General features: G+C 72.8%; 17 protein-coding genes. 13 read left to right on the forward strand and 4 right to left on the reverse strand.

What is annotated here, in order from left to right:
* The first annotated feature begins 3 nt into the window (after nt 1–3).
* The 10 genes from ABD086_RS01220 to ABD086_RS01265 all read left to right on the forward strand — a co-directional run bounded on the left by ABD086_RS01220 (nt 4) and on the right by ABD086_RS01265 (nt 14,008).
* Complete coding sequence (locus ABD086_RS01220; RefSeq protein ID WP_343904895.1) at nt 4–3,645, forward strand: nitrate reductase subunit alpha; 3,642 nt, start codon at nt 4–6, stop codon at nt 3,643–3,645.
* Nucleotides 3,645–5,327, forward strand: a complete 1,683-nt coding sequence (narH, locus tag ABD086_RS01225) for a nitrate reductase subunit beta (RefSeq protein WP_343904897.1) — start codon at nt 3,645–3,647, stop codon at nt 5,325–5,327. The genes ABD086_RS01220 and narH overlap by 1 nt, the downstream gene beginning before the upstream one ends.
* The gene (gene narJ, locus ABD086_RS01230) at nt 5,324–5,917 is read left to right on the forward strand and encodes a nitrate reductase molybdenum cofactor assembly chaperone (RefSeq protein WP_343904898.1); all 594 of its coding nucleotides are present in this window, start codon (nt 5,324–5,326) and stop codon (nt 5,915–5,917) included. Before narH ends, narJ begins: the two co-directional genes overlap by 4 nt.
* On the forward strand, nt 5,914–6,669 hold the full coding sequence (gene narI / locus ABD086_RS01235) for a respiratory nitrate reductase subunit gamma (protein ID WP_343904899.1): 756 nt from the start codon (nt 5,914–5,916) through the stop codon (nt 6,667–6,669). Before narJ ends, narI begins: the two co-directional genes overlap by 4 nt.
* On the forward strand, nt 6,666–7,895 hold the full coding sequence (locus ABD086_RS01240) for an MFS transporter (protein WP_343904900.1): 1,230 nt from the start codon (nt 6,666–6,668) through the stop codon (nt 7,893–7,895). Before narI ends, ABD086_RS01240 begins: the two co-directional genes overlap by 4 nt.
* A 462-nt stretch (nt 7,896–8,357) precedes the next feature.
* A complete protein-coding gene (locus ABD086_RS01245) occupies nt 8,358–9,143 on the forward strand; it encodes a hypothetical protein (protein ID WP_343904901.1) in 786 nt (261 codons plus the stop codon).
* Nucleotides 9,068–9,616 (forward strand): HNH endonuclease signature motif containing protein, encoded by a 549-nt coding sequence (locus tag ABD086_RS01250; protein WP_343904902.1) that lies wholly within the window; start codon nt 9,068–9,070, stop codon nt 9,614–9,616. The genes ABD086_RS01245 and ABD086_RS01250 overlap by 76 nt, the downstream gene beginning before the upstream one ends.
* A gap of 12 nt (nt 9,617–9,628) precedes the next feature.
* Nucleotides 9,629–10,666, forward strand: a complete 1,038-nt coding sequence (locus ABD086_RS01255; RefSeq protein WP_343904903.1) for a zinc-binding dehydrogenase — start codon at nt 9,629–9,631, stop codon at nt 10,664–10,666.
* A gap of 10 nt (nt 10,667–10,676) precedes the next feature.
* A complete protein-coding gene (locus ABD086_RS01260) occupies nt 10,677–13,343 on the forward strand; it encodes a DEAD/DEAH box helicase (protein ID WP_343904904.1) in 2,667 nt (888 codons plus the stop codon).
* Complete coding sequence (locus tag ABD086_RS01265) at nt 13,343–14,008, forward strand: SWIM zinc finger family protein (protein WP_343904905.1); 666 nt, start codon at nt 13,343–13,345, stop codon at nt 14,006–14,008. Before ABD086_RS01260 ends, ABD086_RS01265 begins: the two co-directional genes overlap by 1 nt.
* Here the strand turns inward: ABD086_RS01265 and ABD086_RS01270 are convergent.
* Genes ABD086_RS01270 through trxA form a run of 4 tightly spaced genes read right to left on the reverse strand, consistent with a single transcriptional unit; the run spans nt 13,962 to nt 15,595 of the window.
* A complete protein-coding gene (locus ABD086_RS01270; protein WP_343904909.1) occupies nt 13,962–14,531 on the reverse strand; it encodes an SACE_7040 family transcriptional regulator in 570 nt (189 codons plus the stop codon). The two genes, ABD086_RS01265 and ABD086_RS01270, sit on opposite strands and share 47 nt — an antisense overlap.
* A 25-nt stretch (nt 14,532–14,556) precedes the next feature.
* The gene (locus ABD086_RS01275; RefSeq protein WP_343904911.1) at nt 14,557–14,820 is read right to left on the reverse strand and encodes a metal-sensitive transcriptional regulator; all 264 of its coding nucleotides are present in this window, start codon (nt 14,818–14,820) and stop codon (nt 14,557–14,559) included.
* A 2-nt stretch (nt 14,821–14,822) separates the two neighbouring features.
* Complete coding sequence (locus ABD086_RS01280) at nt 14,823–15,221, reverse strand: DUF302 domain-containing protein (RefSeq protein ID WP_343904913.1); 399 nt, start codon at nt 15,219–15,221, stop codon at nt 14,823–14,825.
* Nucleotides 15,221–15,595, reverse strand: a complete 375-nt coding sequence (gene trxA / locus ABD086_RS01285; RefSeq protein ID WP_343904915.1) for a thioredoxin — start codon at nt 15,593–15,595, stop codon at nt 15,221–15,223. Before trxA ends, ABD086_RS01280 begins: the two co-directional genes overlap by 1 nt.
* Nucleotides 15,596–15,707: 112 nt before the next feature.
* On the opposite strand from trxA, the gene ABD086_RS01290 reads away from it, so the two are divergent.
* Genes ABD086_RS01290 through ABD086_RS01300 form a run of 3 tightly spaced genes read left to right on the forward strand, consistent with a single transcriptional unit; the run spans nt 15,708 to nt 20,081 of the window.
* On the forward strand, nt 15,708–17,081 hold the full coding sequence (locus tag ABD086_RS01290; protein WP_343904916.1) for an MBL fold metallo-hydrolase: 1,374 nt from the start codon (nt 15,708–15,710) through the stop codon (nt 17,079–17,081).
* A gap of 17 nt (nt 17,082–17,098) precedes the next feature.
* Nucleotides 17,099–17,890 (forward strand): TSUP family transporter, encoded by a 792-nt coding sequence (locus tag ABD086_RS01295; protein WP_343905308.1) that lies wholly within the window; start codon nt 17,099–17,101, stop codon nt 17,888–17,890.
* Nucleotides 17,891–17,918: 28 nt separating this feature from the next.
* Nucleotides 17,919–20,081 carry an MMPL family transporter gene (locus ABD086_RS01300; RefSeq protein WP_343904918.1) on the forward strand — a complete coding sequence of 721 codons (2,163 nt, stop codon included), beginning with the start codon at nt 17,919–17,921 and terminating at the stop codon, nt 20,079–20,081.
* Nucleotides 20,082–20,101 lie beyond the last annotated feature (20 nt).

Consider the following 20,101-nt stretch of genomic DNA (forward strand, 5'->3'; position numbering starts at 1 on the left):
GCCATGGCCGACACCTCTCGGGTGGGTATCGACGGTCCGGGCAGCGATGCGCTGCTCCGAGCCGGCCGTTTCTTCACGCGATGGGAGGAGACCGGCGACGCCCGGGCGGTGTTCCGCGAGGGCGGCCGCGCCGGCGACGTCTTCTACCGGGACCGGTGGAGCCACGACAAGGTCGTGCGCTCCACGCACGGCGTGAACTGCACGGGCTCGTGCTCGTGGAAGGTGTACGTCAAGGACGGGATCATCACCTGGGAGAGTCAGGAGACCGACTACCCGTCGGTCGGCCCGGACCGGCCCGAGTACGAGCCACGCGGCTGCCCGCGCGGCGCGGCGTTCTCCTGGTACACCTACTCCCCGACCCGGGTCCGCTACCCGTATGCCCGCGGCGTGCTCGTGGAGATGTTCCGCGAGGCGCGCGAGCGGCTCGGCGACCCGGTGGAGGCGTGGGCCGAGATCGTCGGCGACCCGGTCAAGCGCAGGAAGTACCAGCAGGCCCGCGGCAAGGGCGGCCTGGTCCGCGTCAGCTGGCGCGACGCGATCGACATGATCGCCGCCGCCCACGTGCACACGATCAAGGTGCACGGCCCCGACCGGTGCACCGGCTTCTCGCCGATCCCGGCCATGTCGATGGTCAGCCACTGCGTCGGCACCCGCTTCATCCAGCTCATCGGCGGCGTGATGACGTCGTTCTACGACTGGTACGCCGACCTGCCGGTCGCCAGCCCGCAGGTGTTCGGCGACCAGACCGACGTCCCGGAGTCCGGCGACTGGTGGGACGCGTCGTACCTGATGATGTGGGGCTCCAACGTTCCGGTCACCCGGACGCCCGACGCGCACTGGATGGCCGAGGTCCGCTACCGCGGCACCAAGGTCGTGACGGTCAGCCCCGACTACGCCGACAACACCAAGTTCGCCGACGAGTGGATGCCCGCCCAGGCCGGCACCGACGCCGCGCTGGCGATGGGCATGGGGCACGTGCTGCTCAAGGAGTTCTTCGTCGACCGGCGCACGCCGAACTTCTGCGACTACGTCCGGAGGTATACCGACCTCCCGTTCCTCGTCCGGCTCGAGGAGCACGAGCAGGGCGGCCTGGTGCCGGGCACGTTCCTGACGGCGCAGGACCTCGGCGGCGCTGCGGACGAGGACCGCTGGAAGACCGTCCTGCTCGACGGCGCCACCGGTGAGCCGGTGGTCCCGAACGGCTCGATGGGCTTCCGGTACGCCGAGTCCGGCACGGGCCGCTGGAACCTCGACCTCGAGGGCGTGAGCCCGACGCTGACGATGGCCGGCGAGGGCAGCGAGGCGGTCGAGGTCCTGCTGCCGGCGTTCGTCGACGCCGACGGCTCCGGCTCCGTGCTCCGGCGCGGCGTGCCGACCCGGACGGTCGGCGGGCACCGGGTCACCACGGTCTACGACCTGATGCTCGCCCAGTACGGCGTGGCCCGTGACGGGCTCCCCGGCGAGTGGCCGAGCGGGTACGACGACGCGAGCTCGCCGTACACCCCGGCCTGGCAGGCCGAGCGCACCAGCGTCCCGGCCGAGCAGTGCATCCGCGTGGCCCGCGAGTTCGCCCGCAACGCCGAGGAGTCCGGCGGCCGCTCGATGATCATCATGGGCGCGGGCATCTGCCAGTGGTTCCACGGCGACGCGACCTACCGCGCGATCCTGTCGCTGCTGATCCTCACCGGCTGCATGGGCCGCAACGGCGGCGGCTGGGCGCACTACGTCGGGCAGGAGAAGTGCCGGCCGATCACCGGCTGGATCTCGCTCGCCAACGCGCTGGACTGGGGCCGGCCGCCGCGCACGATGACCGGCACCTCGTTCTGGTACATGCACACCGGCCAGTGGCGCAACGACGGATACTCCGCCGACTCGCTGAGCTCGCCGCTGGCGGAGGGGTACCTCAGGGGCAAGCACACCGCCGACACCATCGCGGAGTCGGCCCGCCGGGGCTGGATGCCGTTCTACCCGCAGTTCGACCGCAACCCGCTCGACGTCGCCGACGAGGCGGCGACGGCCGACGACCCCGCCCAGTACGTCAAGGACGCACTGGCCGACGGCCGGCTGAACCCGGCGATCGCCGACATCGACGCCCCGGAGTCCTGGCCGCGCACGCTGGTGCTGTGGCGGTCGAACCTGTTCGGCTCGAGCGCCAAGGGCAACGAGTACTTCCTGAAGAACCTGCTCGGGACGCACTCCAACGTCCTGGGCAGCGAGAACCCCGCGGCGCCGCGGCCCCAGGACGTGGCGTGGCACGAGGAGACGCCGGAGGGGAAGCTCGACCTGCTGGTCAGCGCCGACTTCCGGATGACGTCGACGACGCTGCTGTCCGACGTGGTGCTCCCCGCGGCCACCTGGTACGAGAAGCACGACCTGTCCTCGACCGACATGCACCCGTTCGTGCACGCGTTCAGCCCGGCGATCGACCCGCCGTGGGAGGCGCGCACCGACTTCGAGGCGTTCCACGCGATCGCGCAGCGGCTCTCCGAGCTGTCCGCGAAGCACCTCGGGACCCGCAAGGACCTGGTCAGCGTGCCGCTGCAGCACGACACCCCCGGCGAGACGCCGCGCGACCCGTACGCGACGACCCCGGTCTACCAGGTCGTCGAGCGCGACTACACCGCGATCGCCGACAAGCTCGCGAGCGTCGGGCCGCTGGCGGACACGCTCGGGTTCACGGTCAAGAACGTCACCTACCGCCTGGAGGAGCAGGTCGCCGCGCTCGCGAAGAGCAACGGCGTGATGTCGCACGGCGCGGGCGCCGGCCGACCCGCGATCGACACCGACAAGAAGATGGCCGAGGCCATCCTCCGGTTCTCCGGCACGACGAACGGCGCGCTCGCCGTGCAGGGCTTCCGGACCCTCGAGGAGCGGGTGGGCAAGCGGCTGCACGACCTCGCCGAGGGCTCGGAGGAGAAGCGGATCAGCTTCGCCGACACCCAGGCCGCGCCGGTCCCGGTGATCACCTCGCCGGAGTGGTCCGGGTCGGAGACCGGCGGCCGCCGATACGCGCCGTTCACCGTCAACATCGAGCGGCTCAAGCCGTTCCACACGCTCACCGGCCGCATGCACTTCTACCTCGACCACCGCTGGATGACCGACGTCGGGGAGGCGCTGCCGACGTACCGGCCACCGCTGGACATGCAGAAGCTGTTCGGGGAGCCGGCCCTCGGCCCCACGGGCGACCTGCAGATCACCGTGCGCTACCTGACCCCGCACTCGAAGTGGTCGATCCACTCCGAGTACCAGGACAACCTGTTCATGCTCTCGCTGAGCCGGGGCGGGCCGACGGTCTGGATGAGCCCGCAGGACGCCGGTGCGATCGACGTCCACGACAACGACTGGGTCGAGGCCACCAACGAGAACGGCGTGCTGGTGGCGCGGGCGATCGTGAGCCACAAGATGCCGCCCGGTGTCGTGTACGTCTACCACGCACAGGAGCGCACCATCGACGTCCCCAAGTCGGAGGCGACCGGCCGGCGCGGCGGCATCCACAACTCCGTCACCCGGCTGCTGGTGAAGCCCACCCACCTGATCGGCGGCTACGCCCAGCTCTCCTACACGTTCAACTACCTCGGCCCGACCGGCAACCAGCGCGACATGGTCACGACGATCCGGAAGCGGTCGCAGGAGGTGACGTACTGATGCGCGTCATGGCCCAGATGGGCATGGTGATGAACCTCGACAAGTGCATCGGGTGCCAGACCTGCTCGGTCACCTGCAAGCAGGCGTGGACCAACCGCGCCGGCACCGAGTACGTGTGGTTCAACAACGTCGAGACCCGCCCCGGGCAGGGCTACCCGCGCCGGTACGAGGACCAGGAGCAGTGGAAGGGCGGCTGGGAGCTCAACGGGCGTGGGCGCCTCCGGCTGAAGACCGGCAGTCGCCTGAAGCGGCTGCTGTCGATCTTCGCGAGCCCCGTGCAGCCCGAGCTCGCCGACTACTACGAGCCGTGGACCTACGACTACAAGACCCTGGTCGAGGCGCCGCTCGGCGACGACTTCCCGGTCGCCCGGCCGAAGTCGCTGATCACCGGCGAGGACACCCAGGTCACCTGGTCGGCGAACTGGGACGACAACCTCGGGGGCGCGCCGGAGTTGGGACACCTGGACCCGATCGTCCAGCGGATCCGCAAGGAGTCCGAGGACAAGATCAAGTTCGAGTTCGAGCAGACGTTCATGTTCTACCTGCCGCGGATCTGCGAGCACTGCCTGAACCCGAGCTGCATGGCGTCCTGCCCCTCAGGTGCGATCTACAAGCGCTCCGAGGACGGCATCGTGCTCGTCGACCAGGACCGTTGCCGCGGCTGGCGCCAGTGCATCACCGGCTGCCCGTACAAGAAGATCTACTTCAACCACAAGTCCGGCAAGGCCGAGAAGTGCACGTTCTGCTACCCGCGCATCGAGGTCGGCATCCCGACCGTGTGCGCGGAGACGTGCGTCGGCCGGCTGCGCTACCTCGGCCTGTTCCTGTACGACGCCGACGCGGTCACCGCGGCCGCGTCGGTGCCGGACGAGAAGGACCTCTACGAGGCGCAGCTGGATCTGCTCCTCGACCCCGACGACCCGCAGGTGCTCGCCGCCGCCCGCGAGCAGGGCATCCCCGAGGACTGGCTGGCCGCCGCCCGGAGGTCTCCGGTCTACGCGCTCGCGAAGAAGTACCGCGTCGCGCTCCCGCTGCACCCGGAGTACCGCACGATGCCGATGGTTTGGTACGTCCCGCCGCTGTCGCCGGTCGTCGACCTGCTGTCCGAGCAGGGCCACGACGCCGAGGACCGCGACGTCCTGTTCGGCGCGATCGAGGCGCTCCGGATCCCGATCGAGTACCTCGCGGAGCTGTTCACCGCGGGCGACACCGAGGTCGTCGACGGCGTGCTGCGCAAGCTCGCCGCCATGCGCGCCTACCTGCGCGGCATCAACCTCGGCCGCGAGCCCGACCGCTCGATCCCCGCATCGGTGGGGATGAGCGAGGAGTCGATGTACGAGATGTACCGGCTGATGGCGATCGCCAAGTACGACGAGCGCTACGTGATCCCGAAGGCGCACGTCGAGCAGGCCCACGACCTGGAGGAGCTGGGCTGCTCGCTCGACTTCGACGACGGCCCGGGTATGTACGACTCCGGTCCGTTCGGCGAGGCCAGCGGGCGACCCGTGCCGGTCGCCGTCGAGACGTTCCACGCGCTCAAGCAGCGGCAGACCACCGACGAGCCTACCGGGAACGAGGAGCTGCGCGGCCGGGTCAACCTGCTCAACTGGGACGGCAACGGCACACCGCCGGGGCTGTTCCCGCCGGTCCGCAACGACGACCGGCAGGAGGGCGACCGATGAGGGCGCGGGTCGTCCGGCAGGCTGCGTCGTACCTGCTCGCCTATCCCGACGAGCGGCTCGTCGAGCGCCTCCCGACGATCCGGGCCGCGCTCGCCGAGCACCGGGTCACGAGCCTCGACGAGTTCCTCGACCACCTCGCGGCCACGCCTCTGCGCGAGCTCGAGCGTCAGTACGTCGACGTGTTCGACCTGTCCCGGCGGCACGCGCTGTATCTGTCGTACTGGACCGACGGCGACACCCGCCGCCGCGGCGAGGTGCTGGCCGGGTTCAAGGCGGCGTACCGGGCCAGCGGCTTCCTGGTCGACACCGCCGGCGAGCTGCCGGACTACCTGCCGATGGTGCTGGAGTTCGCGGCCGTCGCCGACCCGGAGGCCGGCGAGGCGCTGCTGCGGGAGTACCGCCCGAGCCTGGAGCTCCTGCGGATCGGGCTCGTCGAGGACCACTCGCCGTACGCCGACGTGGTGGCCGCCGTCTGCGCGACGCTGCCCGGGCCGTCGCCGAAGGACCGCGCGGCCGTCCAGGCGATGGTCGGCGGGCCGCCCACCGAGACCGTCGGGCTCGACCTGCTGCCGATCGGGGGCTACCGGTGAACGTGCTGCTGTGGGGCGTGCTGCCCTACCTGGTCATCGCGACGCTCGTGCTCGGCACGATCTGGCGGTACCGCTACGACAAGTTCGGCTGGACCACGCGCTCCTCGCAGCTCTACGAGTCGCGGCTGCTGCGGGTCGGCTCGCCGTTGTTCCACTTCGGCATCCTGGTGGTCTTCATCGGCCACGTCGGCGGACTCGTCATCCCGGAGCACTGGACCGAGGCGGTCGGGGTGTCCGAGGACATGTACCACTTCAACGCGCTGCTGTTCGGCGGCATCGCCGGGTTCTGCACGCTCGCCGGGATCGTGATCCTGGTGATCCGCCGGCGGCTGACCGGGCCGGTGTTCATGGCGACCACCCGCAACGACAAGCTGATGTACGTGCTGCTGGTCGGCGCGATCGTCCTCGGCCTGTGGACCACCCTGGTCGCGGTCGGCGCCGGCTCGGAGGCGCACAACTACCGCGAGACCGTCTCGCCGTGGTTCCGCTCGATCTTCCGGCTCAACCCCGACGTCCACGCGATGGCCGAGGCGCCGGTCCAGTTCCACGTGCACGTGCTGGTCGGGATGCTGCTGTTCGCGGCGTGGCCGTTCACCCGGCTCGTGCACGCCTTCACCGCGCCGGTGCACTACCTGTTCCGGCCGTACATCGTCTACCGGAGCCGCGACGTGCGGACCCCGGCGCCCACCGGCCGCCCGCGCGCGGGCTGGAGCCCGGTGGGGACCACCGACCGGGAGAGGAACCAAGGATGAGCGAGACCGCCGCCGCGTCGACCCCGTCCGCGTCGCTGAGGAGCGGCCAGGCGAGGAACCTCGCGCTCGCCACGCTGGCCTTCGCGATCAGCTTCTGGGCCTGGAACATGATCGCGCCGCTGGGGGTGCGCTACACCGAGGCGATGGACCTGTCGTCCGGCCAGAAGTCGCTGCTCGTCGCGATCCCCGTGCTGGTCGGGTCGCTCGGCCGGATCGTCACCGGCGCGCTGACCGACCGCTTCGGCGGTCGGCTGATGTTCACGATCCTGATGCTCGCCACCGCGCCGTTCGTGCTGCTGGTCGCGTTCGCCGGCAACCGGGACTCCTACGGGCTGATGCTGCTGTTCGGGTTCTTCCTCGGCATCGGCGGCACGACGTTCGCGGTCGGGATCCCGTTCGTCAACGCCTGGTTCGAAGCGCCCCGCCGCGGCTTCGCGACCGGCGTCTTCGGGGCCGGCATGGGCGGGACCGCGCTGTCGGCGTTCTTCACGCCCCGCTTCGTGAAGTGGTTCGGCTACGAGGCCACGCACGTGATCATCGCGGCCGCGCTGGTGGCGATCGCGTTCCTCGTCTGGTCGGCGATGCGCGACTCGCCCGCGTGGGTGCCCAACCACGACCCGGTGGTGCCGAAGCTCGCCGCGGCCGCGAAGCTGCCGGTGACCTGGTCGATGGCCTTCCTGTACGCCGTCGCGTTCGGCGGGTTCGTGGCGTTCTCGACCTACCTGCCGACCTACCTCAAGGACGTCTACGAGTTCGACCTGACCGGCGCCGGCACGCGCACCGCCGGCTTCGCGATCGCCGCGGTCATCTGCCGTCCGATCGGCGGCGTGCTCTCCGACCGGATCGGTCCGCGGGTCGTCGCCGCGACGTCCTTCGCCGGCGCCGCCGTGATGGCCGTGGTCGTCGCGTTGCAGCCGCAGCCCGAGTGGCCGGCCGGCCTCTCGTTCGTGCTCATGGCGGCGTTCCTCGGGCTCGGCACCGGCGGCGTCTTCGCCTGGGTCGCGGCGACCGCGCCCAAGGAGCGGGTAGGCAGCGTCGCCGGCATCGTGGGCGCGGCCGGCGGACTGGGCGGGTTCTTCCCGCCGCTGGTGATGGGCGCGACGTACAACGAGGCGGACCACAGCTACACGATCGGCCTGACGCTGTTGTGCATCACCGCGATCGTGGCGCTGGCCTACACGCTGTTCGGGATCCGGAAGCGGGAGCCGGCCGCGGCCGGTGGCTGACCGGCCGCCGGCGTCGCTGGTCGAGCTCGTCGAGACCCCGGCGGGTGTCCGCGTCCTGCGGTGGGGCGTCGGGTTGCGACCGACATGGCAGCGACGGGTACGGCGGGCGTGGGGTCGGGGCTGCTTCCCGGCTCACGGTCGGCGCCCGGTGGTCGAGCTTGTCGAGACCCCGTACGGCGAAAGCAGCGCCGGCGACTGACGGCAGCTCGCGGCCCGTTCGTGTGGGGACCGACAAGGCAGCGATGGGGAAGGCGGGCGGGGGTCGCCGTTGCTTCCCGGCTCGCTGGTCGGCGTCGGCCCGGTGGTTGAGGTGCGAGCGAAGCGAGCCTCGAAACCACCCCGGCCACCCACGGAAACCCCGAAGATGAATACTCGAAAAGAATTTCGGAAAGTGTCTCACATTGCGAGACCCGAGGCGTGGATCGGGGCCTGATTGTCGGTGCCCGGTGCTGGACTAGGTACATGCACGGAGCAGGCCTGGAGGCGATGACCGAGGAGCAGATCCTCGACTTCGCCGACGCCTGCGCCCAGACCGCCCGCCGCGCCGAAGTGAACCTGCTGCGGGCCGCGTACCAGTGGGCGATCGTGCACTCCCCGGACCGCCTTGACCCCGCGACCGCCGCGCTGCCGGGTAGGGAGCAGGCCCGGCGGTACGGCGGCGCGGGGACCCCGGAGGTCACCGAGTTCGCCGCCGCGGCCTTCGGGGCGCGGATCGGGCGGTCCACGTTCGCGGCGCGGGCGTTGATGGCCGACGCGCTGGACCTGCACCACCGCCACCCCCAGCTGTGGCAGCGGGTGCAGGCCGGGGAGGTCCGCGCTTCGTATGCCCGGCACGTCACCAAGCAGACGCGGGACCTCACCCCGGAGCAAGCGGCCTACGTCGATGCCGGCGTCGTGGAGTCAGCGGACGGGCGGATCACCTGGTCCCGGTTCGAGGCCCTGGTCGAGGCCAAGGTCGCCCAGGCCGCCCCCGAGGTGGCGAGGGAGAAGGAGGAACGGGCCGCGAGGGCCACCTTCGCGCGCAAGACCGCGAACGAGGGCAACGGGATGGCCTCGTTCCTGATCCGCGCCGACGCCGCGACCATCAACGCCATCGACGCCGCCGTCACCGCCTTCGCCCAGCACCTCACCACGAGCCGGATCTACCCGATGTGGCGGACCTGCTCCCGACGGTGGTGCTGTTCGTGCACATGTACGCCGGCGCCGACCGCGAGAAGGTCGTCCGGGTCGAGGGCCACGGCCCCGTGACCGAGGACTGGGTCCGCGACGTCCTCGGCCCCAAGGCGAAGTTCACCATCCAGCCGGTCCTCGACATCGAAGGCCAAGCACCGGTCGACGCCTACGAGATCCCGGACCGACATCGCCAGGCCGTGCGCCTGATGACGCCGGCCGACGTGTTCCCCTACGCCACCTGCACCGATTCCTCGATGCAGGTCGACCACACCGTCCCCCACGACCACGGCGGGATATCGGGCGTGGGGAACTACGGGCCGATGACCACCACCCACCACCGGATCAAGACCCACGGCCACTTCGAGTGCCGACAACCCTTCCCCGGCATCTACCTCTGGCGCGACCCCTACGGCGCCTACTACCTCGTCGACCACACCGGCACCCGCCGGCTCCCGAGCGCGCCCACCGACACCGAACAGCCGACCCGCCGGCCGTTCCTGGAGATGTGGCAGACACCCTTCGCGCTCCGCTGGGAACCCGCCGCCTGACACGATGAGCGCGTGCGCGCCCTCGTCGTCGATGCGGTCCGAGCCCAGCCCGAGGTGCGGGAGGTGCCGGAGCCCACCGTGCCCGCCGGCGGGGTCGTCGTCCGGGTGCTGGCGACCGGCATGTGCCGCAGCGACTGGCACGCCTGGGCCGGGCACGACGAGGACGTCGTGTTCCCGCACGTCCCCGGCCACGAGCTGGCGGGCGTCGTGGTCGAGGTCGGTGCCGGCGTCGAGCGCTGGCGGACCGGAGACCGGGTGACGGTGCCGTTCGTGTGCGGGTGCGGTCGCTGCGAGTGGTGCCGGGCCGGCGACGCCCAGGTCTGCCCCGACCAGGAGCAGCCCGGCTTCACGCACTGGGGCTCCTTCGCCGAGTACGTCGCGCTGCACGCGGCCGACACCAACCTCGTGGCGCTGCCCGAGGAGGTCGACGCCGCGACCGCGGCTGCTCTCGGGTGCCGGTTCGCGACGGCGTACCGGGCCCTCGTCGGCCGGGCGCGGGTCCGGGAAGGCGAGTGGGTGACCGTGGTCGGCGCGGGCGGCGTCGGGCTGAGCGCGCTGATGATCGCGCAGGCGCTCGGGGCGCGCGTCGTCGCCGTCGACCGGAACCTCGAGGCGCTCCGGGCGGCCGCGGACCTCGGGGCCGACCACACGGTGCTGGCCGACGGCAGCGACGTCCCCGCGGTCGTGGCCGAGCTGACCGGCGGCGGCAGCCACGTGGCCGTCGACGCCGTCGGCAGCGAGCAGACCTGCGCCGACGCGATCCTGAGCCTGCGGCGCCGGGGGCGGCACGTCCAGGTCGGGCTGCTCCCGCCGGTGGACGGCCACCCGCGGGTCCCCATGGCGCGGGCGATCGCCTGGGAGCTCGACCTGCTCGGCAGCCACGGGATGGCGGCCGCGGACTACCCGGAGATGCTGGCGCTCATCGAGCGCGGCGTCCTGCAGCCGCACCGGCTCGTCGAGCGCACCATCGACCTCGAGGAGGCGGCCCGGATGCTCCCGGTCTTCGACCGGACCTCGGTGGCCGGCATCACTGTCGTCGCGCCGGGCTAACTTCTACGGCGTGCCCTTCGTCCCGCTGACCGGCCCGGCGACGTTCCGGACCGGCGAGCCCCCGCGGGAGGGCGTCGTCGAGTTCACCGACCCCCGGCGGACCGTGGCGCTACCGATCCGCGCGGCGCTGCCGGTGCTGGCCAAGGCGCGCACCCGGGACGATCTGCACCCGACCGTCGGCCTGCTGGCCGGCGCGGCCCTCCTCGGCATGCGGATCGTCGCCGCCGGCAAGTTCGCCCCGGCCGGCGACCACTGGCGAGCGGCCGGGCTCGATGCCGACGACGAGGACCGGATCGCGATGCTGGCCGGGGACGCGGAGACCGAGCGGGTCGTCCGTGACCTCATCGACGCGGTCGCCGACGCGATGCCGCGCGGCGCGCCTACCACGACGGCGGCCGTGGTACGCCGACCCGAGAGGCCGACCTTCGAGCAGCGGCTGCAGGCGCGGCTCGCCCGGCACCAGCGGCTCGACCCGCGCGACCTGCCGCAGCTGGTCAACCTCTCGCTGCGGGTCGAGGCCGACGAGGAGGAGCTGGTCGCGGGCGCCGTCCGGCTGGTGCCGCAGGCACACGACGAGCAGAACCCGCTCCACCTCTGCGACCTCGCGCTGCTGTGGACCGGGACGCCCGAGGAGCACGGGTTCGGCGACCGGGCGCGCACCCACGCCACGATCGCGCTGCGGGCCGCCGCCGACGCCTGGCCGGTGCTGGACCGGCTGCTCGAGCTGCGCGTCCCCGACGGGATCACCCTCGACACCGACGAGCTGGTCAGCCTCCTCGACGACGGCGTCGGCGCGCTCCGGGCCGCCGGCGTCGACGTGCTCTGGCCGAAGAGCCTCGGCCGCGACCTCACGGTCACGACCGTGCTCGACCGCGCGGCGCCGGGGCCGCCCGGAGAACAGCGCAGCGAGCCGCTGAACGAGCCCACCCTCGGCACCGACGCCCTGTTCGCCTTCAACTGGCAGGTCGCGCTGCACGGTGAGCCGCTCACCCCCGAGGAGATGGACCGGCTCGCGAACGCCGCGAGCCCGCTGCTGCGGCTGCGCGGCAGCTGGACCGTCGTCGACCCGGCGGTGGCGAAGAAGGCGAAGAAGCGCCTGGTCCGCACGGTCCGGCCCGCCGAGGCGGTCGCCGCCGCGCTCACCGGCACCGTGCAGGTGGCGGACGTCGAGGAGCAGGTGATCGTCGGCGCGAGCCTCCTGAAGGTCCGCGAGCGGGTGCTGACCGCCGCCACCCGCGAGCCGATCGAGCCGCCCGCCACGCTGGCCGCGCCGCTGCGCGACTACCAGCGGCACGGCCTCACCTGGCTCGCCGAGATGACCGAGCTCGGCCTCGGCGCCTGCCTGGCCGACGACATGGGCCTCGGCAAGACCGTGACCCTGATCGCCCTGCACCTGCACCGCGCTGAGCACATCGGGGGCGGCCCCACCCTCGTCGTCTGCCCGGCCAGCCTGCTCGGCAACTGGGAGGCGGAGGTACGCCGCTTCGCGCCCGGCGTCCCCGTGGTCCGGTTCCACGGCACCTCCCGCGACCTGGCCGCGGCCGGGAACGGGTTCGTGCTGACGACGTACGGCACCATGCGCCGGGACGCCGGGACGCTCGCGCAGCGCCCCTGGGACCTGGTCGTCGCCGACGAGGCGCAGCACGTGAAGAACCCGCGCACCGCCACCGCCCGCGCGCTGCGCGACCTGCGGAGCAACGCCCGCGTCGCGCTCACGGGCACGCCCGTCGAGAACGACCTCACCGAGCTGTGGGCGATCCTCGACTGGACCACGCCCGGCCTGCTCGGTAGCCGCAACGCCTTCCGCAAGGCGTGGGCCGCGCCGATCGAGTCCGGCAACGAGCCGGGCAAGGCGCGGCAGTTCGCCGACCTGATCAGCCCGTTCCTGCTGCGCCGCCGCAAGTCCGACCCGGGCATCGCGCCCGAGCTGCCCGCCAAGACCGAGACCGACCACCCGCTGCGGCTGACCCGCGAGCAGGTCGTGCTCTACGAGTCGTTCGTGCGCGACACCATGGCCCGCATCGAGCGCGCCGACGAGGACAGCCGCCGCGGCCTGGTGCTGATGCTCCTCACCGGCCTCAAGCAGATCTGCAACCACCCCGACCACTTCCTCAAGCGGTCCGGGGCGAGGCTCTCGGGGCGGAGCGAGAAGGTCGACCTGCTCGACGAGCTGGTCGGCACCGTGCTCGCCGAGGACGGCGCGGTGCTCGTCTTCACCCAGTACGTCGCGATGGCCCGGCTGCTCGAGGGACACCTGGCCCGCGCCGGCGTACCCCACCAGCTGCTGCACGGCGGCACCCCGGTGCGCGAGCGCGAGGCGATGGTCGAGCGGTTCCAGGCCGGCGAGGTGCCGGTCTTCCTGCTGTCGCTCAAGGCCGGCGGCACCGGCCTCAACCTGACCCGCGCCGACCACGTCGTGCACGTCGACCGCTGGTGGAACCCGGCCGTCGAGGAGCAGGCCACCGACCGCGCGTACCGGATCGGGCAGACGCGGCCGGTGCAGGTGCACCGGATGGTCACCCAGGGCACGATCGAGGAGCGGGTCGCCGCGCTGCTCGACCGCAAGCGCGCGCTGGCCGACGCCGTGCTCGGCCGCGGCGAGGCGGCGCTCACCGAGCTCTCGAACGACGAGCTGCGCGACCTGGTCACCTACCGGGCCACCGACCGGGACGACTGATGGCCTCGGTCCTGCACCCGCGGGTGGCCCCGCGGCGGTCGACCGCCCGGGCCGCCACGTGGTGGGGCAAGGCGTGGGTGCGGGCGGTCGAGGAGGCGGCGTACGCCGAGGGCGACCTGCGCGCCGCCCGCACGTTGGCCCGCAACGGGAACGTCGGCCAGATCTCCACCGAGCCGGGGCGGTACGTCGCCGCCGTCGAGGACGCCCGGGGCGTCTGGACCGTCGAGGGGTCGATCCCGGTGCTCGACCCGCGCGACGTCGACGCGCTCGTCGAGACCGTGGCGGCCGAGGCCGGCCGGGTGGCGGCGCTGCTCGCGGGCGACCTGCCGCACACGCTGGTCGAGCACGCCGAGGAGGCCGGCGTCGAGCTGCTCCCGTACGGCGGCGAGCTCGGCTCGAGCTGCACCTGCGACCACTGGGCCGACCCGTGCGTGCACGCGCTCGCGGTGCTCCAGCAGCTGGCCTGGCTGGTCGAGGCGGACCCGTTCGTGCTGCTCCAGCTGCGCGGGCTGCCGCGCGACGAGCTGCTCGCCCGGCTGCACGCGCGGACCGAGCCGGCGGAGCAGGACCCGGACCTGGACGCCGCGGTCGAGGCCGCGCTCTACGCCGCCCGGCTGCTCACGGACGCCGCCGGCGACCCAGAGCCCCCAGCGCCATCCGGGTGAGCACGCCGCGCATCTGCTCGTCGGGCAGCAGCCCGCTGTGCGGGGTGGAGTTGATCAGGCCGAACGCCGCGTGCGCCATCGCCCGGGCGGTCGGCCGGTCGAGGCCCGGGTCGGCCAGCCGGAGCTGGTCGGCCCACAGGTCGACGTACTCGCGCTGGAGCCGGCGGACCCGCTCGCGGGCCTCGGCCGGCAGCGACTCCCAGTCCCGGTCCTGGACGACGATCAGTGGCCGGTGCCGCAGCGCGAAGTCCACGTGCCAGTCGACGAGCGCCTCGACCGCGGCGGCCGGCCCGCCGGCGGCGGCCACCCGGTCGCGGCCGACGCGGAGCAGCTCCTCGCTGATCGAGACCAGCATCTCGGCGAGCATCGCCTGCTTCGACGGGAAGTGCTTGTAGAGCGCCGGCCCCGAGATCCCGCAGGCCGCGCCGAGGTCGGCGACCGAGACGCCGTGGAACCCGCGGCTGGCGAACAGCTCGGCCGCGGTCGCGAGGATCTGGCTCCGTCGGTCGGTGGGACGGCTCACGGACCCAGGTTAGCGGCCGCTAACCTCAGGCGAGGGAGAGGAAGAGCTTCTCCATCTTCTTCACGTCCATGCCGGCCGCGCCGCCCTCGGTCTTCAGGCACTGCTGCAGCCCGGTGGCGACGATCGCGAACCCGGCCCGGTCGAGCGCCTTCGACACCGCCGCGAGCTGGGTGACGACGTCCTCGCACTCGCGGCCCTCCTCGAGCATGCGCAGCACGCCGTCGAGCTGGCCGCGGGCCCGCTTGATGCGGTTGATGACCGACGTCATCTCCTGGGGGTCGAGCTCCATGGTCACCGGTCCTCGGTCAGGGCGGCCAGCGCCGCGGTCAGCAGGGTGCGCGCCTCCTCGGCGACCGGAGCGAGCTCCTCGCCGGCGAGCGCGGTCATCGCGCCGGGGTCGAACGCCTCGACCACGGTGGTGTCGTCGTCGAGGGCGCGGACGACGACGTTGCACGGCAGCATGGTGGCGACCGACGGGTCGATCTCGAGCGCCCGGTGCGCCAGCGGCGGCCGGCACGCGCCGAGGATCACCTGGGGCGCGACCTCGACACCGAGCTTGGCGGCCAGGGTCGCCCGGATGTCGATCTCGGTGAGGACGCCGAAGCCCTGGTCGGCCAGCGCGGCCCGGACGTCGGCGACGGCCGCGTCGTACGGCCGGTCGAGCGTCGCGGACAGCGTGTAGCCGGGCATCAGGCCTGGCCGTCCTGCTCCTGCGCGGCGAGCTGCGCGCGGACGTCGTCCATGTCGAGGTCCTTGACGGCGGTGATGACCTGCTCGAGCGCGGGCGCGGGAAGTGCGCCGGGCTGCGCGAAGACGAGGATGCCGTCGCGGAAGGCCATCAGCGTCGGGATCGAGGTGATCTGGGCGGCCGCGGCCAGCTCGCGCTCGGCCTCGGTGTCGACCTTGCCGAAGGTGACGTCCTCGTGGGTCTCGGACGCGGCCTCGAAGATCGGGCCGAACTGGCGGCACGGGCCGCACCAGGACGCCCAGAAGTCGACCAGGACGATCCCGTCGGTCGTGACGGTCTGCTCGAAGTTGTCCTTGGTCAGGGTCGTGGTGCTCACGGGGTCTCCTCTGCGGTGTCGGTTCCCGGGTTTGACGATACCCCCCGGGGTGTTATGGTCGGCAACCGAGATACCCCCCGGGGTATTCCCGAGCACGAGGAGAGACCTGCCGATGAGCCACGACCTCGAGGTGGTGCCGATCGACACGCCGTCCCTCGGTGACCGCAGCTACCTCGTCCACGACGGGGAGGTCGCGTTCGTCGTCGACCCCCAGCGCGACATCGACCGCGTCCTCGACCTGCTCGACGAGCACGGCGTGCGGCTCAGCGACGTCTTCGAGACCCACCTCCACAACGACTACCTGACCGGCGGCCTCGCGCTGGCCGCCCGCACCGGCGCGACGTACCACGTGAACGCCGCCGACCGGGTCGCCTACCAGCGGCATCCGATCTCCGACGGCGACACCGTCGAGGTGGGGCCGCGCATGCGGCTGGCCGTGCTGGCCACGCCGGGCCACACGTTCACCCACCTCAGCTACGCCCTCACCGACGCCGCCACCGGCCGGTGGGTCGCGGTCTTCACCGGCGGCTCGCTGCTGTACGGCGCCACGGGCCGCCCCGACCTGCTCGGCCCCGAGAGCACCGGCGCCCTGGTGCGCCACCAGCACGCCTCGGCGCACCGGCTGGCGGCCCTGCTGCCGGAGGACGCCGAGCTGTTCCCCACCCACGGCTTCGGGTCGTTCTGCTCGGCGACCCAGTCCGAGGCCGTGGCCTCGACGATCGGTGACGAGCTCCGGACGAACCCGGTGCTGACCCAGGACGAGGAGACCTACGTCCGCGAGCTGCTGGCCGGTCTCGACGCCTGGCCGGCGTACTACGCGCACATGGGGCCGGGGAACGCCGCCGGCCCGGGCGAGCCCGACCTCAGCACCCCGGAGCCGGCCGACGCCCACGAGATCCGGCGCCGCATCGACGCGGGCGAGTGGGTCGTGGACCTGCGGCACCGCACCGCGTTCGCCGCCGGCCACGCGCCGGGCTCCTTCAACATCGGCGCCGAGGAGCAGTTCGCGACGTACGTCGGCTGGCTGGTCCCGTGGGGCACCCCGCTGACCCTGCTGGGCGCGACGCCGCAAGACGTGGCCTGGGCGCAGCGCGAGCTGGTCCGCATCGGCATCGACCGACCCGCCGCGCACGCGACCGGCCACCCGGAGGACTGGACGCACGGGCCTCTCGGCAGCTTCCCCACGGCCACCTTCGCCGACCTGGCGCAGGTCCGGCACCACCGGCACGTCGTCGTGCTCGACGTGCGCCGCGAGCAGGAGCGCGCCGAGCGGGCGATCGAGGGTTCTCTCGGGATCCCGGTGCACGAGGTGCTCGACCGGCTCGACGAGGTGCCCGGCGGCGAGATCTGGGTGCATTGTGCCGCCGGCTACCGCGCCTCGATCGTGGCGTCGCTGCTGGCGGCCCGCGGGCACCGCGTCGTGGCCGTCGACGACGAGTTCGAGCGCGCTGCCACGGCCGGCCTGGGCCTGGTCACGGCCGCCTGACGGGGGACTGCGTGCACATGGTGGTGGCGCTGCTCGCGGGCGCCCTGATCGGGCTGAGCCTCGGTGCCCTCGGCGGCGGCGGGTCGATCCTCGCCGTCCCGGTGCTGGTGTTCGGGCTCGACCAGACCGCCCAGCAGGCGACGACCGGATCACTGGTCGTGGTCGGCGTGAGCGCGCTGACGGGCCTGCTCGCGGCCCGGCGACAGGGCACCGTCCTGGTGTCCCGCGGCCTCGGCTTCGCGGCGGTCGCGGTCGGGGGCGCGGTGGTCGGCGCGCACGCGTCCGCCCGGGTGCCCGACCAGGTGCTGCTCGGTGCGTTCAGCGTCCTCATGCTCGTGGTCGCCACGCTGATGGCGGTCCGGCAGGCTCGCCGTCGCGACGGCGGCGACCCGGCCGGCGTCCTCGAGCCCGTGGTCGCGTTCCGCCCGTTCCGCTGCGCGTGCCCGCAGGCCCTCCGGATCGCCGTGACCGCGACGGCGGTCGGGCTGCTCACCGGCTTCCTGGGCGTGGGCGGCGGGTTCCTCGTCGTACCGGCCCTGGTCCTGGTGCTCGGCCTGCCCCTGCGGCAGGCGGCGGCGACCTCGCTGGTCGTCATCGCCGTCACCACCGCCGTGGCGCTCGGCGTCCGCGCCGGGTCCGGCGTCCACCCCGACTGGGGCCTGGTGCTCCTGCTGACGGCGGCCTCCGCCGTCGGCTCCCTCCTCGGCACCCGGGTCGCCACCCGGATCGGCACCCACCGTCTCGGCCAGGCCTTCACCGGCCTGGTGGTCGTCGTCGCCGTCGGCACGGCCGCGGCCGCACTCACCTGATGTCCCGCCCACCGCACGAAGGAATGTCATGACCTCCACCGCACACCGCGCCGGCAGCCCGCCCGCGCTGACCCCCCAGCAGCGGCCGGGCCCGCTGGGCCGCCTCGGGCTCGCCGTCGTCCGGCACGGCCGGGCCACCACCGTGGTCTGGCTGCTCGTGGTGATCGGCCTCGGCATCTTCGCCCCGCGCGTCGAGGCCGAGCTGTCCGGCGCCGGCTGGCAGGCCCAGGGCTCGGAGTCCGTCGCCACCCGCGACCTCGCGCAGGAGCACTTCGGCGGCAACGCCAGCTCCGCCATCCAGGTCGTCGTCCACGACCCGTCCGGGAACGTCAGCGAGGGCGCCGGCGCCCGGGTGCTGGCCGAGGCCACCAGGCTGCTCCAGCAGGACCCGCGGATCGCCGAGGTGGTCCAGCCCCAGCCGGGCGCCACCCTCAGCCAGGACGGGCACACGGCCGTGCTGCTCGCCGGCGCCGACGGCTCGACCGACGAGATGGTGCGGGCAGCCAAGGACCTGACCGGCCCGCTGCAGGATCTCTCCACCGGGTCGGTCGAGGTGCACCCGACCGGCGCCTCGCAGCTCTGGGCCGACTTCAACGGCGCCAACCTCGACGCGATGATGAAGTCCGAGATGCTGTCCTGGCCGGTGACGCTGGCGATCCTCGTCCTGGCCTTCGGGGCGCTCGTCGCGGCGGGCCTGCCGCTGCTGCTGACCCTGGCCGGGCTCGTGGCCTCCGCCGGCTCGCTGGTCCTGATCAACCAGTTCGTCCCGGTCTCCATCTGGGCGATGAACTTCGCGATGATGTTCGCGCTCGCGCTCGGCATCGACTACGCCCTGTTCCTCGTCGTCCGCTACCGCGCCGCGCGGATGGGGCACGACCGACCGGTCGCCGACGCGATCGCGGAGACCATGGACACCGCGGGCAAGGCCGTGCTGCTGTCCGGGGCGACGGTCCTCGTCGCGCTGTCCGCGGTGCTGCTGGTCCCGTCGCCGGCGTTCCGCTCGATGGCCGGCGGCATCATGCTCGCGGTCGTCTTCGTGCTGGCGGCCACGCTGACCCTGCTGCCGCTGGTGCTGGCGAAGCTGGACCTGCGGATCAACAAGCTGGCCCTGAGGTGGGTGCACACCGGCGAGCACCGGTCCCCGAGGTTCGCCGCCTGGGGTGAGCGGCTCTGGCGCAACCCGTGGGTGTACGGCGCGGGGGCGCTGGTCGTGCTGCTCGCCCTGGCCGCCCCGATCCTCGGGCTGAAGACCGCGATGCCGTCGATCAAGGTGCTGCCCGAGGACGCCAGCGCGCGCGTCGGGTACGACCTCGTCCAGAGCTCCTTCGGTCCCGGTGCTCCCGGCACGCTGCAGGTCGTCGTCGACGCCGACCAGGCGAAGGCCGCGACCGCGGTCCTAGCGGCCGACGAGGGCATCGCCGGTGCGCTGCCGGCCCAGCCGGCGACCGACGGCAGCGGTCTGGAGCTGATCCAGGCGGTGCCGACCGTCGACCCGTCCGACCCGGCGCTGTCCGCGACGGTCGACCGGCTGCGCGGCGAGCTGCCGTCGTCCGCGCTGGTCGGCGGCGCGGCCGTGGAGAACCTCGACCTCAAGTCCCAGCTCGACCAGTCCACCCCGATGGTGCTGGGCGTCGTGCTCGGGCTCGGGTTCCTGCTGCTGCTCCTCGCCCTGCAGGCGCCGCTGATCGCGCTGCTCGGGACGCTGGCCAGCCTGCTGTCCACGGCGGCGGCGTTCGGTGTCGCCCGGCTGGTCTTCCAGGAGGGCTGGGGCTCGTCGTTCTTCGGCTTCGAGCACCAGGGCTTCCTGGACGCGTGGGCGCCGGTGTTCTTCTTCGCGATGATCTTCGCGATCGCGATGGACTACACGGTGTTCCTGCTGGCCTCCGCGAAGGAGCACTACGAGAGCTCCGGGGACCCACGCGACGCCATGGTCGGGTCGCTCGCGCACTCCGGCCGGGTGATCTTCGCTGCGGCCGCCGTCATGGTCGCGGTGTTCTTCACGTTCTCCCTGTCCGGGCCGCTGCCGCCCAAGGAGATGGGCATCGTGCTCGGCGTCGCCGTCCTGCTCGACGCGTTCCTCGTCCGGCTGGTGCTGCTGCCCGTGCTGCTCCGCCTCACCGGGCGCGCCGCGTGGTGGTCACCGCGCTGGCTGCGCCGCGTCCTGCCCGACATCCACTTCAGCCACGGCTGAGCCCACCCCCCGAAAGGATC

This window comes from Nocardioides aquiterrae, assembly GCF_039526625.1.
GTDB classification, from domain to species: domain Bacteria; phylum Actinomycetota; class Actinomycetes; order Propionibacteriales; family Nocardioidaceae; genus Nocardioides; species Nocardioides aquiterrae.

What these genes read in the sequence shown, in the direction of transcription:
- ABD086_RS01220 (WP_343904895.1), top strand. Translation starts at nt 4, where the DNA reads ATGGCCGACACCTCTCGGGTGGGTATCGACGGTCCGGGCAGCGATGCG.
- narH (WP_343904897.1), top strand. Translation starts at nt 3,645, where the DNA reads ATGCGCGTCATGGCCCAGATGGGCATGGTGATGAACCTCGACAAGTGC.
- narJ (WP_343904898.1), top strand. Translation starts at nt 5,324, where the DNA reads ATGAGGGCGCGGGTCGTCCGGCAGGCTGCGTCGTACCTGCTCGCCTAT.
- ABD086_RS01240 (WP_343904900.1), top strand. Translation starts at nt 6,666, where the DNA reads ATGAGCGAGACCGCCGCCGCGTCGACCCCGTCCGCGTCGCTGAGGAGC.
- ABD086_RS01245 (WP_343904901.1), top strand. Translation starts at nt 8,358, where the DNA reads ATGCACGGAGCAGGCCTGGAGGCGATGACCGAGGAGCAGATCCTCGAC.
- ABD086_RS01265 (WP_343904905.1), top strand. Translation starts at nt 13,343, where the DNA reads ATGGCCTCGGTCCTGCACCCGCGGGTGGCCCCGCGGCGGTCGACCGCC.
- ABD086_RS01275 (WP_343904911.1), bottom strand. Translation starts at nt 14,820, where the DNA reads ATGGAGCTCGACCCCCAGGAGATGACGTCGGTCATCAACCGCATCAAG.
- ABD086_RS01280 (WP_343904913.1), bottom strand. Translation starts at nt 15,221, where the DNA reads ATGCCCGGCTACACGCTGTCCGCGACGCTCGACCGGCCGTACGACGCG.
- ABD086_RS01290 (WP_343904916.1), top strand. Translation starts at nt 15,708, where the DNA reads ATGAGCCACGACCTCGAGGTGGTGCCGATCGACACGCCGTCCCTCGGT.
- ABD086_RS01295 (WP_343905308.1), top strand. Translation starts at nt 17,099, where the DNA reads ATGGTGGTGGCGCTGCTCGCGGGCGCCCTGATCGGGCTGAGCCTCGGT.
- ABD086_RS01300 (WP_343904918.1), top strand. Translation starts at nt 17,919, where the DNA reads ATGACCTCCACCGCACACCGCGCCGGCAGCCCGCCCGCGCTGACCCCC.